The organism is Vibrio sp. DNB22_10_4 (assembly GCF_052879755.1).
Genome location: NZ_JBNNXW010000009.1, coordinates 134,415 through 150,054, shown reverse-complemented (window position 1 = coordinate 150,054; position 15,640 = coordinate 134,415). Strand labels below are relative to the sequence as shown.

Here is a 15,640-nt window from a genome sequence, read left to right as displayed (position 1 = left end):
AATGTTTAGTTTTACCTGCGAAATTTTTTCGTTTCGGGATAAGAAAATGCTTTGATTTCACCCAATTGGTGATTATGATGCGCGCCTTAAATGTGTATAGCAACTGGCCGCTAAATTTTCGGCCGAGGTGGAGAAAAACAGACGTTGAACGCTAAACATTCAGAAGGAACACCAGTCGTACAGCTTGCTGGTGTGAGTAAAAGTTTCGATGGTAAGGAAATCATCGCAAATCTTAACTTAAACGTTAATCATGGTGAGTTTCTCACTATTTTGGGTCCTTCGGGCTGCGGTAAGACCACAGTACTAAGAATGATCGCCGGCTTTGAAACCGTCGACAGTGGTAGACTCAATCTCGCTGGCCAAGATGTAACGGAAGTCCCCGCTGAACAGAGACACGTCAATACTGTTTTCCAGAGCTATGCCCTCTTTCCTCATATGACCGTTTTCGAAAACGTGGCATTTGGTTTGCGTATGCAAAAAGTGCCAAATGCTGAGATTGAACCTCGCGTTCTCGAAGCATTGAAAATGGTTCGCCTAGAGAAAATGGCTCAGCGTAAACCGCACCAGCTTTCTGGTGGTCAGCAACAACGTATTGCGATTGCTCGCGCTGTCGTGAACAAGCCAAAGGTTCTACTTCTTGATGAATCACTGTCTGCACTTGACTACAAACTGCGTAAGCAAATGCAGATTGAGCTTAAACAGCTTCAGCGCCAACTAGGTATTACTTTTATTTTCGTTACTCACGATCAAGAAGAAGCATTGTCGATGTCGGATCGTATCATCGTAATGCGCGATGGCGTGATCGAGCAAGATGGTACCCCTCGTGAAATCTACGAAGAGCCGAAAAATCTCTTCGTTGCTCGTTTTATTGGCGAGATCAACGTATTTAACGCAACGGCCATCGACCGCATTGACGATAAACGTATCAATGCCGAAATAGAAGGTCAGAAGAGCATTGTTTACTACGACAAAGCGTTTGAATCTGGTGAAAAGCTTCAAGTATTGCTTCGTCCAGAAGATTTGCGTATCGAAGAGATCAAAGAGTCAGAAAATAGAGGCATCGTTGGTCACGTAGCAGAACGTACCTATAAAGGTATGACGCTAGATTCTGTCGTTGAACTAGAGTCTGGTATGCGTGTAATGGTGAGTGAATTCTTTAACGAAGATGATCCAGATGTCGACCACTCTCTAGGTCAAAAGGTTGCCGTTACTTGGGTTGAAAGCTGGGAAGTGGTGCTAAAAGATGAGCAAGAAGTTTAATCTACAGAACGCCATTATCACTCTGATTGTCGGTTGGTTGGTACTGTTTGTACTGATTCCCAATGTGATGATCATAGGTACAAGCTTCCTAACTCGAGACGAAGCTAACCTGATTGAAATGACGTTCACACTCGAGAACTACGCTCGATTACTCGACCCTCTATACGCTAAGGTCTTATTCCACTCGTTCTACATGGCGATCGTGGCAACCTTTATCTGTTTGGTGGTTGGTTATCCATTTGCGTATATCGTAGCGAAGATGCCAGAAAAATGGCGTCCGTTTATGCTGTTTTTGGTGATAGTTCCGTTCTGGACCAACTCGTTAATCCGTACCTATGGTTTGAAGATTGTTTTAGGTACCCAAGGCATCTTAAACAAGAGCTTAATAGCCTTAGATATTATCGATAAACCTTTGCGCATTATGTACACCGAGACCGCCGTGATGATCGGTTTGGTCTATATTCTGCTGCCTTTCATGATTCTTCCGCTCTACTCAGCGATTGAGAAACTGGACGGTACATATATTGAAGCAGCGCGCGATCTCGGTGCTAACAAATGGCAAACACTAACGAAAGTAATCTTGCCATTAACTATGCCAGGAATTATCGGCGGCTGTCTGCTTGTGCTACTTCCTGCATTAGGTATGTTCTACATCGCTGACCTATTGGGCGGCGCGAAGAACCTTCTAATTGGTAACGTGATTAAGAGTCAGATACTCAATGCTCGTGATTGGCCGTTTGGCGCGGCGACGAGTATCGCCCTAACTGCCGCGATGGCAGTGATGTTGTATGCCTACTACCGTGCAGGCAAGCTCTTAAACCGTAAAGTGGAGCTCGAATAATGGGACGCGCTGTAAGATTTAGCTTTATGACGGTAGTGTACGTGTTCTTGTATCTACCGATCATTGTTTTGATCGCTAACTCATTCAATGCCAACAAATTTGGCATGAAATGGGGGGGCTTTACGACCAAGTGGTACGACGCTCTGGTTAACAACGACAGCTTGATGCAAGCCGCTTGGCACTCGCTCAATGTCGCTGTTTTTTCGGCAACCGCTGCAACCATTATTGGTAGCTTAACCGCGGTTGCGCTGTTCCGTTACCAATTTAAGGGTAAAGGCGCAGTAAGTGGCTTACTCTTTATTGTGATGATGTCACCAGATATTGTGATGGCCATTTCGTTGTTAGCGATTTTCTTGGTGCTTGGTGCCCAACTAGGCTTCTTTAGCTTGTTGATCGCGCATATTACATTCTGTTTGCCGTTCGTGGTTGTGACTGTTTACAGCCGTTTAAAAGGCTTCGATGTAAAAATGCTTGAAGCGGCAAAAGATCTTGGTGCTGGTGAATGGACTATTCTTAAACAAATTATCTTGCCACTCGCTAAACCGGCAGTGGCGGCAGGTTGGTTATTGTCATTTACACTATCGCTAGATGACGTGATTGTGAGTTCGTTTGTGACAGGGCCGACGTACGAGATTTTGCCACTTAAGATTTATTCAATGGTAAAAGTCGGTATTTCACCAGAGGTGAACGCCCTTGCGACCATTATGTTAATTGTCTCTCTTGTCTTGGTTGTGACCTCTCAATTACTGGCTAGAGAAAAGGTCAAGTAAACCGCTATTTTACTAATGGAGCAGAATGGCGTTGTCATTCTGCTCTTTTTCTATCTATGCCTTAAAGGCAGCGTTTGTTTTGGAGCTAACGTCAATGAAAAAATGGGCTACTTTTTTAGCTGGTAGTGCATGCGCACTTTCTCTTCTATCTGGAGCAGCTAGTGCAAAAGAAGATAAAGAATTGGTATTTATGAACTGGGGGCCTTACATCAACAGTAATATCCTCGAGCAATTTACCAAAGAAACTGGCATCAAGGTCATCTACTCAACATACGAGTCAAACGAAACCTTGTATGCAAAGCTAAAAACGCACAATAAAGGCTATGATCTCGTCGTTCCATCGACCTACTTCGTAGCGAAAATGCGTGATGAAGGTATGCTACAAAAAATCGATAAGTCAAAGCTATCGAACTTCAGCAACCTGGATGCAAACTACCTAGACAAACCATACGATCCAAACAACGACTACTCTATCCCGCACGTTGTCGCGATCACCGGTCTTGCTGTAAATACAGACATGTATGATCCTGAAGAATTTACAAGTTGGGCTGACTTGTGGAAGCCAGAGCTTGAAGGCCAGCTAATGATGATGGATGACACGCGTGAAGTGTTCCACATCGCGCTACGTAAATTGGGCTACTCTGGTAACACGACTGACAAAGCACAAATTGACGAAGCTTACGCAGAACTGCAAAAGCTAATGCCAAACGTATTGGTGTTTAACTCAGACAACCCAGGTGCACCATACATGTCTGGTGAAGTTGGCTTAGGTATGCTTTGGAATGGCTCAGCAGCGGCTGCGCAAAATGAAGGTCTACCAATTAAGCTTGTATTCCCGAAAGAAGGCGGTATTGGTTGGGTAGACAACTTCGCGATCAGCTCAGGTGCGAAAAACGTTGATGCAGCACACAAGATGATCGACTTTTTGCTTCGCCCAGAAATCGCAGAGCAAATTTCTCGCGACACTGGCTACCTAACAGCAGTAAAAGCGTCAAACGAGCAGTTTAAAGACAGCCCTGCTCTATTCCCATCTCAAGAAGATTTGGATCGCGTAGAATGGCAAGATGCGGTTGGTGACAGCACGGTAGTTTACGAAGATTATTTCCTAAAACTAAAAGCAGGTCAGTAATCTTTACTCCTTCAGTGTAAAAAGGTGGCAGTAGCCACCTTTTTTTATGGCTAACGTTCTATATCCTTCTAAACGTTTAATTTTTGTAAACTCCAACATAGAGTATTCAATCATTGGCTGATATAATGTTGTGATGCACATCAAATAATGATGGCGTGCAAAGTAGTGTGGGAAGCCCTACTTTCCCATATCGTCATGTCTCTTAGAGACTCTTTGTTTACCAAAACAAACGGAAAAGTAATGAAAAGCAAATTGTATGCAGGCGCACTATGTGCGGCGACTCTCTTCACTACCCCGGCGTTTGCAGCCAACGAAGAACTTTACTTCTACAACTGGTCTGAATACATTCCTAGCGAAGTACTAGAAGACTTTACTAAAGAAACTGGCATTAAAGTCATCTACTCTACTTATGAATCCAATGAGAGCATGTATGCGAAATTAAAAACGCAAGGCTCTGGCTACGACCTCGTGGTTCCTTCTACCTACTTCGTATCTAAGATGCGTAAAGAAGGCATGCTTCAAGAGTTAGACAAAGAAAAGCTAGCTCACTATCAAGATCTGGATCCAAACTATCTAGACAAGCCTTTTGACCCAGACAACAAATTCTCGATTCCTTATATCTGGGGCGCAACCGGTATCGGTATCAATACAGATATGCTAGACCGTTCAGCGGTAAGCTCTTGGGGTGATTTATGGGATCCTCAATGGGACGGTCAGCTGATGATGATGGATGACTCACGTGAAGTATTCCACATCGCACTAACGAAACTTGGTTACTCGCCAAACACCACTAATCCAGATGAAATCAAAGCTGCATACGAAGAGCTTAGAAAGTTGGTACCAAATGTATTGGTGTTCAACTCAGATTTCCCGGCAAACCCATACCTTGCAGGTGAAGTATCACTGGGTATGCTTTGGAATGGTTCAGCATATATGGCTCGCCAAGAAGGCGCTTCTATCGAGATCGTATGGCCTGAAAAAGGCACGATTTTCTGGATGGATAGCCTAGCCATCCCATCAGGTGCGAAAAATACAGAAGCCGCACACAAGATGATTGATTTCCTACTTCGTCCAGAAAATGCTGCGAAAATTGCAGTGGAAATTGGTTACCCAACACCAGTTAAAACAGCTTATCCGCTACTACCAAGAGAATTTGCTGAAGATCCAAACGTGTTCCCACCTCAAAAAGTGATGGACTCGGGTACATGGCAAGATGAAGTTGGCGAAGCTGGCGCGCTTTACGAAGAATACTTCCAAAAGCTAAAAGTCGATAACTAATTTCTAGTATTGACTAAAGACAAAGCCCTCCTACTGGAGGGCTTTGTTATATCTAGTTTTCCTAAAAGTCGTCATCCCCTTTAAAAAGGGGATCTTCTATAGCGCGCTTTAGCCAACTTCAATGACTGTTACCACCCTGCACGCTTCGGGAGCTCCTCGATATCTCGAGGATGACGTAATGGTGGTATAGCACAATACACTACAGGTAATACGTAGTAGGTTTGGTTTTAAGCAGTATTACCTTGAGTCTGCAACTCTAAAATCTCTTTGACCAACTTAGGCACTTCAATACTCGCCTTTCCATATCGCTTCTCTTCAAACTCACTCTGTACTGCGCTTGGCTCTAGATTGATCTCTATGGTGTGAGCGCCATGCATTTTAGCATCATGAACAAAACCCGCAGCTGGATACACTACGCCTGAAGTACCAATGGAAACAAACAGGTCAGCTTTCTCAATAGCGGCGTAAATATCACCCATTCGAAGAGGCATCTCACCAAACCAGACGATATGTGGTCTCATTTGCGAAGGAATTTGGCAACAGTGGCATAAATCTCCAGTAAGGATATCGTCTTTGGTATCGATCACCTGCCCAGACTCTTCACAGCGTGCTTTAAGAAGTTCACCATGCATATGAATGATGTTTTCGCTTCCGCCGCGCTCGTGGAGATTGTCGATATTTTGAGTAATAACAGTAACCGTGCCGTCTAACTCTTTTTCAAGGTTTCCTAACGCGATATGAGCGGCGTTAGGCAAAATAGACTCCTGTTGGAGTTTGCTACGACGCTGATTATAAAAATTTTGGACAAGTTCTGGATTGCGTACAAAACCTTCTGGAGTGGCCACGTCTTCAATTCGGTGGTTTTCCCAAAGTCCGTCTTGTGCACGGAATGTTTGAATACCTGACTCCGCAGAAATACCCGCACCGGTCAAAACAACGACATTTTTGTAGGGAAACTTCATAGACCTTCCTTGTGCTGACTTATTGTTGTACCAACAAGAGTAACATGGAACGAATAACATCAATAGTTTTAGGGATTAGACCATGGTCTAATCCCTACGTGATTTCAGTTACTTAGAAGCAATAAGATAGTATTAATCTTCGTTTGTGGCTGAGATCTTGTGAATCGCCAAGTCCGCGCCTTTGTATTCCTCTTCTTCAGATAAACGCAAGCCAGTGAGCTTATCAAGAATGCCGTACACAAGACCAGCACCAATCACGGCAACAACGATACCAGCAGCTGTGCCAACTAATTGGGAGGCGAAGCTTACACCACCCATACCACCTAGTGCTTGCTGACCAAAAATACCTGCCGCGATACCGCCCCAAGCGCCACAGAGGCCATGTAGCGGCCATACACCCAATACGTCATCAATTTGCGTTTTATTCTGTAGATAAGTGAACACCCAAACAAACAATGCGCCTGCTACACCGCCAGTAATCAGAGCACCAATTGGATGCATCAGATCCGAACCCGCACAAACCGCTACTAAGCCTGCTAACGGTCCATTATGGATAAAACCAGGGTCATTTCTACCCGCAAACAGAGAAGCTAAGATGCCGCCTACCATTGCCATCAGTGAGTTCATCGCAACAAGACCACTAATTCCTTCGAGCGTTTGCGCAGACATCACGTTAAAGCCAAACCAACCAACACTTAGGATCCACGCCCCCAAAGCCAAGAAAGGAATATTTGACGGAGCAAAGTTGGTATGTTTACCAGCGCGAATACGCCCTTTTCGCATACCAAGGAAGATCACCGCAACCAAAGCAATCCAACCACCAACGCCATGCACCACCACTGAGCCAGCAAAGTCATGGAAACCCGCACCAAAGCTTGACTCTAAAAGGCTTTGAAAGCCAAAGTTACCATTCCAAATCATCCCTTCAAACAACGGGTAGACAAGACCCACGGTAAAGAAAGTCGCTAACAACACAGGGTAGAACCTTGCGCGCTCTGCAATACCACCAGAGACAATGGCTGGAATTGCGGCCGCAAACGTCAACAGGAAGAAGAACTTAACCAGCTCATAGCCATTTCCTTGCGACAAGGTTTCCGCATCCGCGAAAAATGTACCACCATAAGCTACCCAGTAGCCTATGAAAAAATAAGCAATCGCTGAAACACCAAAATCAGCCAAGATTTTCACTAAAGCATTCACCTGGTTTTTATGCCTTACCGTCCCCACTTCAAGAAATGCAAACCCAGCATGCATTAAGAACACCATAATGGCACCCAATAGTAAGAAAAGCGTATCTGAACTCTGAGTGAGTGTTTGTACTGCACCATGTACGTGCTCTACAGAGGGGGTCATAAGTCGATTACTCCTTTATCGTTTAGTTATGACACGCACCAAAAACGTGCCACACCTTCTTGCTTTACACCAATTTGGTGAGAGCGATTTTTTATTGAACGACAGTTAGAGCAAAGAACGTTCCAAGTTGACAGAAATAACAGATACGCATCTAAGTTATTGATTAATAATAAACCTTGATGGCACTGGCTTTAAAGAGTTACGACGTAGCACGTTTCTGTTGCACCATGGAAGGGATGACGCACCAATTTGGAGTGCACTAATAAGTTGCAATTATGTTGCAAAAAATAGGTCAGACAATAAAAAAGGAGTTGTAGTTAGCTACAACTCCTTTTCGATAGGACTACCAGTATTTACGGTAGATGCTTAATTGGCTCAGCAGTTTCACCAAACGTCATTGGTATGTTTTGCTTCAGTTTGTTCATGCCAGCAAACATACGAATAATCCAGACCACAATTGCGACCGAGGCAAACAACATACCAACATAGGGAATGAAGTTTGCAATCTGGTCGAGCCACGTTGCCTGATACCAATAGTGCGTGACGCCTTTGAGCAAGCCGTTAGAGGTTGCTACAGTGACGATTAACACAACAAAGAAGGTCAGATTGAGAAAGAAGGTTCTAATCAACCCGTAGTAATGAGAGTTAATCACATCACTATCCTCACCTTTGTCCAAACGATAACCAGCATAGACAATAGCAATAACGCCTGAGATTAATAACGTAAAAGGCGTAAAGAGGCTAAGAATGTAAGCTATCCAAATACCTTTGTGTTGTTGGTGCATATCTTAGTATTCTCCTTTAGCTTAGATCGCTTCGCGTCTTGCCATCAACGCCAGATGAAACTGACTCTTCTTTAGGCTTGGGGTTGTCCAGCTCATGTTTGACTTCCTCATACCAAAGATCGTGATGCTCTTTCGCCCACGTTTCGTCAACTTCACCCGTCACCATGCCTTCCAACGCTCCTTCCATCCCGAACAAGCCGATGTAAATATGGAAAATGAAACCACAGATCAGTATCAGTGCAGCCAGCATATGGATTAAGTTCGACCATTCCATATCACGACGTGTTTGACCAAAAATAGGGAAATCTAGAATAAGGCCACTGGCGGCGACAACAGCACCAACAATGATCAGCATCCAAAACAGAACCTTCTCACCCGCATTAGAAAAACCAGCAGAGGGGTGACTGCCTTTATGCTTGCCTGCCATACCGCCAAACTTCATAAACCACTGTACATCCACCTTAGTGAAAATAGATTTACTCCACCACTTAAAGAGCAGGGCAACGAGTAGCACTAAGAACATTGGCCCCATATAGTTATGGTACTGCTTCGCCAAATAAACGGTCCAGCCCCATAAGTCTGTAGGTACATAAGGCTTCATAAAGTGCTTACCGTAGACCAGCATCAGACCACTGAAGGCAAGCGTTAAGAAGACAAACGCCATACTCCAGTGAAGCGCTCTGTCCATACGGCTCCATCTTTGCAGTTTACGCCCAGTTCTCGCGCCAGATAGCTTCATTGGGCCACCAATGAAATACGCGAGCATCACAAGGGTAATACTACCGAAAATGGCTACTGCACCAGCAGGAGACATCCACTTTTCTTTCAAGATATACCACGTTTCACCAGGCGTACTGATTAACACACCGTGCTCAGGAGACGCAGAGGTGGTTGTCCCCTCTACCCCTTCTTTCACCATGCGCCAATAGTCAGCACCAGCAAGCTGTGTCATCTCACCTTGAACAACTTTATTGCTCTTACTTTCTTCAGCATGAACGCCAAACGACATTACAAGAACCACTGCTGCCAACACTGGCAGCAGCAATTGGAAGACAGAGCCAAGCAAACCTTGTTGTTTAGACAAAATAGCCATCGCTCTCTCCATTAGCTTTTAGTCGCATCGTAAGCGAGGTCATTCCCATCGGTCCAACCTGCATCTTTCGCACCACGCTCTACTACACGTTGACGGAAGATATCCGATACTTTCGCAGCGTCACCGGCTAGTAGAGCTTTTGTTGAACAAAGCTCGGCACACATTGGCAGCTTACCTTCAGCAATACGGTTTGCGCCATACTTAGCGCGCTCTTCTTCTGAATTATCTTCAGTTTCAGGGCCGCCCGCACAGAAAGTACATTTGTCCATTTTACCGCGTTCACCAAACGCAGCTTGTTTCGGGAACTGAGGTGCACCAAATGGACAGGCAAACAAGCAGTAGCCACAGCCGATACAGAGATCTTTGTTGTGAAGCACAATGCCATCTTCTGTACGCTCGAAGCAATCTGCAGGACACACAGCCATACATGGCGCGTCGGTACAGTGCATACAAGCCACAGAGATCGAGTTTTCACCGGGAAGACCATCGTTCAAAGTAACAACACGACGACGCTGGATACCCCATTGAAGCGCGTCATCATTTTCGTTTTTACATGCCGTGACACAGCCATTACATTCAATACAACGTTTGGTGTCACATAGGAATTTCATATTAGCCATTAGGTGACTCCTTACGCTTTCTTAATGTTACAGAGAGTGACTTTGGTTTCCTGCATTTGAGTCACTGGGTCATAACCATAGGTGGTTGCTGTGTTAGCGGCTTCACCGATGACGTAAGGCACGGTACCCTCTGGATACTTATTGGTGAGGTCTTCACCTTGGAACTTACCGCCAAAGTGGAATGGAATGAACGCCAGACCCGGTTTCACACGAGGTGTCACCATCGCTTTCACCTTAATACGCCCTTTTTCTGCACCTTCAACCCACACCATGTCACCGTCTTTGAAGCCAATGTCATTGGCATCTTTCGGGTTCACCTCAACAAACATTTCACGCTGAAGTTCGGCTAGCCATGGGTTAGAACGCGTTTCTTCACCACCACCTTCGTACTCAACCAATCGACCTGACGTTAGAACGATTGGATACTCGCCCGACACATCTTTGTCTTGAATTGATTTGTACATGGTAGGAAGACGGTAGATAGACTCACTGTCATCCCATGTTGGGTAATCTGCTACTAAATCACGTCTTGGCGTGTAAAGTGGCTCACGGTGCAAAGGCACTCTATCTGGGAATGTCCAAACAATGGCACGCGCTTTGGCATTACCAAAAGGCATACAGCCATGCTTAATCGCTACGCGCTGAATACCACCAGATAAGTCCGTCTTCCAGTTTTTACCTTCTGCTGCTGCTTTTTCTTCCGCCGTTAAGTCATCCCACCAACCTAATTGTTTGATGAGTTTATCCGTAAACTCTGGATAGCCATCTTCAAGTTCACAACCCAAGGAATAACTATCTTCAGCGAGTAGACTATTGCCTTCGAACTCAACACCAAAACGAGCACGGAAGTTACCACCACCGTCAGCGACTGCTTTAGACGTATCATAAAGAATGTGGGTACCTGGGTGTTTCATCTCAGCTGTGCCCCAGCATGGCCAAGGTAAACCGTAGGTTTCGCCATTGATTGGGCCGCCTTCCGCTACCAGTGAAGTTTTGTGGAACGTATGCCAGTTTTGTTGGTGCGCTTTAATACGCTCTGGGCTTTGGCCGGTGTAACCAATCGTCCACATGCCTTTGTTAAACTCACGCGTGATGTCTTCGATGTTTGGCTGATTGTTCTCAACCGCAACATTTTTGAATAGCTCTTTCTCGAAACCCAACTTCTTAGTTAGAAGGTACATGATTTCGTGGTCAGGCTTAGAGTCGAAAAGTGGTTCAATAACTTTGTCGCGCCATTGCAGTGAACGGTTAGAAGCCGTAACAGAGCCATACGTTTCAAACTGGGTGGTTGCAGGAAGCAGGTAAACGCCATCAGTACGGTTATTCATAACCGCTGCATGTGTTGGATACGGGTCAACGATCACCATCATATCCAGCTTCTGCATCGCTTTTTGCATCTCTACGCCACGGGTTTGCGAGTTAACCGCGTGACCCCAATAGAACATGGCACGAATGTTATCGTTCTGCTCGATATTGTCTTTATTCTCTAAAACACCATCAATCCAACGGGACACTGGAATGCCCATGTTGTTCATTGGCTTCTTGCCGCGGTATTCATTCTGGTCAAATCGCTCTTTGATCCACTCGTAGTCAACATCCCACACTTTTGCCCAGTGTTTCCATGAACCATCTGCTAGACCATAGTATCCAGGTAGAGTGTGAGAGAGTACGCCAAGGTCAGTAGCGCCTTGAACGTTGTCGTGACCACGGAAGATGTTGGCACCACCACCAGACTTACCAATGTTGCCCAGAGCAAGCTCGAGTACGCAGTAAGCACGTGTATTGTTATTACCTGTAGTGTGCTGAGTACCACCCATACACCAAATGATACTGCCAGGGCGGTTTTCAGAAAGGATCTTCGCCGCTTTGTAAACATCCGCTTCGCTAACGCCAGTAACGCGCTCCACTTCTTCTGGATTCCATTTCGCTACTTCAGTACGGATCTCATCCATACCGTAAACACGCTGGCGAATGAACTCTTGATCTTCCCACTTGTTTGCGAAGATATGCCACAAAAGACCCCAGATAAACGCTACGTCGGTACCAGGGCGAAGCGAGCAGTAGTGGTTGGCTTTTGCTGCGGTGCGAGTACGACGAGGATCTGCAACCACGATCTGACAGCGGTTTTTCTCTTTTGCGATCAGGATGTGCTGCATAGCCACCGGGTGTGCTTCCGCCGGGTTTGAACCAATGAACAGCATCGACTTACAGTTGTGCATGTCGTTGAACGAGTTGGTCATCGCCCCGTAGCCCCAAGTGTTAGCAACACCGGATACTGTGGTCGAGTGACAAATACGCGCTTGGTGGTCAACGTTGTTAGTGCCCCAAAGCGATGCCATTTTACGGAACATATACGCTTGTTCGTTGTTGTGCTTGGCACTACCCAGCCAGTAAACAGAATCTGGGCCTGATTCTTTGCGGATCTCTAAAACCTTATTACCGATCTCTTCAATCGCATCTTCCCAGCTAAGCTTCTTCCACTTACCGCCTTCGAGTTTCATTGGGTACTTAAGACGACGTTCACCATGACCATGCTCACGCAAGGCTGCACCTTTCGCACAGTGACCACCAGCATTAAATGGGTGGTCAAACGCTGGCTCTTGGCCAGTCCACACACCGTTTTGTACTTCGGCATAAACGCCACAGCCCACCGAACAGTGAGAACAGATGGTGCGCTTAACTTCCGTCTTTGCATCCACAGGAACCGATTCAGCCTGTGCTTTTCTGATCATACCTGGTGCGAACGTATAGGCACCCGCAGCCAAACCACCTGCAGCGATAGATGAATTGCGCATAAATGCACGGCGGCTAAGACCGAGCTTGTTTTCATTATTGCTCACATTGTCGGAGCGTTTCGTTAATTTCATGCTTTGCTCCTACAATGTGTCGTAATAATCTTTAACGTGCTGCGTTTCACGATAACCGGTTTTCTGATCGTTATCGGGCTTTGCTTCAACTAACTCAGTATTAGTCGTGGCATGTGCAGTACCTGAAATAACAGCGCCGGCGACAGCCGCAGTAGTCAGGCCTTTTAGTAGGTTTCGACGATTTTCGTTAAAATCACTTTTATCGTCACGTTTGGTTTGTTTACTCATAGTTTGCTCCCTGAGTGGATACCTATCCGTTGTGATGGCATCTCTCGTTAGCTGACATTACTTAGTGGTTATATTTTTTACGTCTATCTTCATTTTCGTCTGCGTAGTGCCTGGGTTTTGCGCATAGCTCACCTGCTCTACATCGAAAAATGCTTGCATTAATACCGCAACAGATGGATAAAACTGACCACTCGGCGCAGTTTCAATCTGGCGGCATAAATCTGTGTACCAAGGAGAAAGATGGTGGTTAAAGAAGGCTTTCGCTTCTTGCTCTTTCTGTTGGTCAATCAAGTGCGCTAACACTTCGCACACGGCTGAAATATGATCTTCTGGCTCTTTAACTGACTCTTCACGCTCTAGGCCTAAATGGCTAAGATCTTGGCGAAGCGCCGCCAGCGGCTTATCCATCAGAGAGCCGGTCAAATGCCAAGAAGCAAAAGGAATCACCTCACCTTTTCCGACACCTATGAACAAGTCTTGATACTCATCTTCAAGCGCACTGACTTCAGCGACTTTTGCAGCCTCAGCTAACCCTTGCCATGCACTGGTCATTTGATTAATGCCCGACTCGATCTCCAATGTTGATAGAAAATCAAGTAACTCACGCTCAGGCGCCCCACGGCATAGCGTTGAAATGAGTAGGTAGATGTCACTTCTTAGTTGGTTATTCTCGTTATCCATTGACATACGTTCCTAGTATTTAAGTTGTTGTTCAGGGTTTTCAGCCATATTTTCAAACATATCCACGACTCGACAATCTTCACACATCGCAATACGACGCAGTGCCGCTTCATTGTCAAAGTGAGAGTGACCGCGTAACTTATCTTGCAGCATCGTAATCATGGATTGCGGTGCAAATGGCTTACCACAACTTAAACATTCCGCCGCTTTCTCTTCATGAAGCGCAACGACTTTGGTGCGCGCTTCTTTGTCCCAATTGATTTGCTGAGTAAGGGATAACGCAGATTCTGGACACGCTTTTTCACACATGCCGCACTGCACGCAGTCTTGCTCAACAAAGTCTAGCGCAGGTCTATCACCCTTGTTGTAAAGCGCCTTCGTTGGGCAAACCGCTACACAGCCCATACACAAGGTACATTTGTCCGTATCACATTGAACAGTGCCATAAGGTGCGGTCGTCGGGAGTGGCTGAATGTTGTCAGTCACGCCTTGTTTGGCAGACAACACATCCAAAGAATGGAATAGTCGTTGACGTTTGTTGCCTTCAACATCGCCAATACGAAGCTCAAGGTCTAACTCAACTAATGTCGGCATACCTTCGCGCAATGACTCAAGGTACAAGATGTCGATGGTCTCACGTGCTAGACCTAGGTTTTCTAGAAGCTGCTGCGCCATACCTACTTCACGATTCAGTACCGTTTGAATGGTTTCTGGCATATGACGACTTGCAGAAAATATGACTTGAGTCGCGCCATTGGCCAACGCAGCGAACCAAGTATCAATTCCTACCGATGGTAGCTCTTCGACCACTACTGGAATCACATTGTCTGGCAATACTTTCAGCGCCATCACGTTATAGCTTTCATGACGTGAGCTACAGATTAGAACAATGGCATTCTCACCACCCTGCTGATGATAATTTGCCAGCGTACGTTCAATGAACTTTTGGGTATCTTGTGGTGTAGGAAGTGCGTAGTGAATCGCTTCCGTAGGACATGCTGTAGCGCAAGTACCGACACCTTGGCAAAGGTAAGGGTTGATTTCGATCTTATGACCAATTTTATCGTTACCTTGGCTGCTAAGCGCTCCAGCAGGACAAGCGTCTACACATCGCTCACAACCCTTTACACCTCGTGAGCTGTGGGCGCACAAATCCGTATCGAGTCGAAAATACTTTGGCTTATCAAACGTCCCCATTAAGCCCGGAATTTCTTCCAGTGCATCGGCAAGTGTTGGGTAACCACGACCAACTGGGTAGTAACCAGGTACAGGCACTTCTTCAGACATACAGCCGTTGAGAGAGTGATCCAAAACAATGTCGAAACAGTCTCGACCGATAGAGACTTCCGCTAAATTGCTGTGCGTGTGCTTATTTTGGATGTGAACGCTAAACGTACCCAAGAATCCAGTGATTTCGATGCTGTCAGCATAGTAGAGGTTACTATGCTCAGAGGGCTCGCCGTCAGTCGACAGTAGTGTTACCGAATGCATCGTCGTCAACTGCTCTGCTGTACTGGTGATAATCGCCGTAGGCCCAACGATTAACGTGTCACCATGACTTTCATAGCTCACCGTTGGTGGTATTAAGTTCGATAACTCAACGGTGTTTTCAAAAGCAAAGCTACGCGCGCGTCCGTTTTTAGATGTCGCTTGTTGTAATAGTTGTTTTATCATCGCTTGTTTCCAGTGGTGGAGTCTTTGCGCTCCGTTTTTTGGTTTCATATGAACCAACTACACAGGTTTGCAATTACTGTTCCAACTATAAATACGATA

14 protein-coding genes are annotated in these 15,640 nt (G+C 45.7%); 5 read left to right on the top strand and 9 right to left on the bottom strand.

The window, feature by feature from the left end; genetic code table 11:
- The first annotated feature begins 114 nt into the window (after nucleotides 1-114).
- The 5 genes from potA to ACVA6Q_RS18615 all read left to right on the top strand — a co-directional run bounded on the left by potA (nucleotide 115) and on the right by ACVA6Q_RS18615 (nucleotide 5,278).
- Nucleotides 115-1,260 (top strand): spermidine/putrescine ABC transporter ATP-binding protein PotA, encoded by a 1,146-nt coding sequence (gene potA, locus ACVA6Q_RS18635; RefSeq protein ID WP_353498694.1) that lies wholly within the window; start codon nucleotides 115-117, stop codon nucleotides 1,258-1,260.
- Nucleotides 1,244-2,101, top strand: a complete 858-nt coding sequence (gene potB, locus ACVA6Q_RS18630) for a spermidine/putrescine ABC transporter permease PotB (protein WP_353496184.1) — start codon at nucleotides 1,244-1,246, stop codon at nucleotides 2,099-2,101. The genes potA and potB overlap by 17 nt, the downstream gene beginning before the upstream one ends.
- The gene (gene potC / locus ACVA6Q_RS18625) at nucleotides 2,101-2,871 is read left to right on the top strand and encodes a spermidine/putrescine ABC transporter permease PotC (protein ID WP_353496185.1); all 771 of its coding nucleotides are present in this window, start codon (nucleotides 2,101-2,103) and stop codon (nucleotides 2,869-2,871) included. Before potB ends, potC begins: the two co-directional genes overlap by 1 nt.
- Before the next feature lie 94 nt (nucleotides 2,872-2,965).
- A complete protein-coding gene (locus ACVA6Q_RS18620) occupies nucleotides 2,966-4,000 on the top strand; it encodes an extracellular solute-binding protein (protein WP_446648516.1) in 1,035 nt (344 codons plus the stop codon).
- A 240-nt stretch (nucleotides 4,001-4,240) separates the two neighbouring features.
- A complete protein-coding gene (locus tag ACVA6Q_RS18615) occupies nucleotides 4,241-5,278 on the top strand; it encodes an extracellular solute-binding protein (protein WP_446648515.1) in 1,038 nt (345 codons plus the stop codon).
- A 227-nt stretch (nucleotides 5,279-5,505) separates the two neighbouring features.
- Here ACVA6Q_RS18615 and cobB read toward each other — a convergent pair whose 3' ends face one another.
- The 9 genes from cobB to ACVA6Q_RS18570 all read right to left on the bottom strand — a co-directional run bounded on the left by cobB (nucleotide 5,506) and on the right by ACVA6Q_RS18570 (nucleotide 15,541).
- Complete coding sequence (gene cobB, locus ACVA6Q_RS18610) at nucleotides 5,506-6,240, bottom strand: Sir2 family NAD+-dependent deacetylase (protein WP_418642220.1); 735 nt, start codon at nucleotides 6,238-6,240, stop codon at nucleotides 5,506-5,508.
- Between the two features lie 132 nt (nucleotides 6,241-6,372).
- Nucleotides 6,373-7,593: an ammonium transporter gene (locus tag ACVA6Q_RS18605; RefSeq protein ID WP_446648514.1), complete on the bottom strand. Its 1,221-nt coding sequence runs from the start codon at nucleotides 7,591-7,593 to the stop codon at nucleotides 6,373-6,375.
- Between the two features lie 353 nt (nucleotides 7,594-7,946).
- Nucleotides 7,947-8,378: a hypothetical protein gene (locus tag ACVA6Q_RS18600; protein ID WP_353496190.1), complete on the bottom strand. Its 432-nt coding sequence runs from the start codon at nucleotides 8,376-8,378 to the stop codon at nucleotides 7,947-7,949.
- A gap of 16 nt (nucleotides 8,379-8,394) precedes the next feature.
- Entirely contained in the window at nucleotides 8,395-9,471 is a 1,077-nt protein-coding gene (locus tag ACVA6Q_RS18595) for a formate dehydrogenase subunit gamma (RefSeq protein WP_446648513.1), read from the bottom strand.
- Nucleotides 9,472-9,482: 11 nt separating this feature from the next.
- Nucleotides 9,483-10,091 carry a formate dehydrogenase FDH3 subunit beta gene (fdh3B, locus tag ACVA6Q_RS18590; protein WP_042501521.1) on the bottom strand — a complete coding sequence of 203 codons (609 nt, stop codon included), beginning with the start codon at nucleotides 10,089-10,091 and terminating at the stop codon, nucleotides 9,483-9,485.
- Between the two features lie 11 nt (nucleotides 10,092-10,102).
- Nucleotides 10,103-12,958 carry a formate dehydrogenase subunit alpha gene (locus tag ACVA6Q_RS18585; RefSeq protein WP_446648512.1) on the bottom strand — a complete coding sequence of 952 codons (2,856 nt, stop codon included), beginning with the start codon at nucleotides 12,956-12,958 and terminating at the stop codon, nucleotides 10,103-10,105.
- Nucleotides 12,959-12,967: 9 nt separating this feature from the next.
- Nucleotides 12,968-13,186: a twin-arginine translocation signal domain-containing protein gene (locus tag ACVA6Q_RS18580; RefSeq protein ID WP_446648511.1), complete on the bottom strand. Its 219-nt coding sequence runs from the start codon at nucleotides 13,184-13,186 to the stop codon at nucleotides 12,968-12,970.
- Nucleotides 13,187-13,243: 57 nt separating this feature from the next.
- Nucleotides 13,244-13,867 carry a TorD/DmsD family molecular chaperone gene (locus ACVA6Q_RS18575; protein ID WP_446648510.1) on the bottom strand — a complete coding sequence of 208 codons (624 nt, stop codon included), beginning with the start codon at nucleotides 13,865-13,867 and terminating at the stop codon, nucleotides 13,244-13,246.
- A 12-nt stretch (nucleotides 13,868-13,879) separates the two neighbouring features.
- Nucleotides 13,880-15,541: a 4Fe-4S dicluster domain-containing protein gene (locus ACVA6Q_RS18570; protein ID WP_446648509.1), complete on the bottom strand. Its 1,662-nt coding sequence runs from the start codon at nucleotides 15,539-15,541 to the stop codon at nucleotides 13,880-13,882.
- Nucleotides 15,542-15,640: the final 99 nt, after the last annotated feature.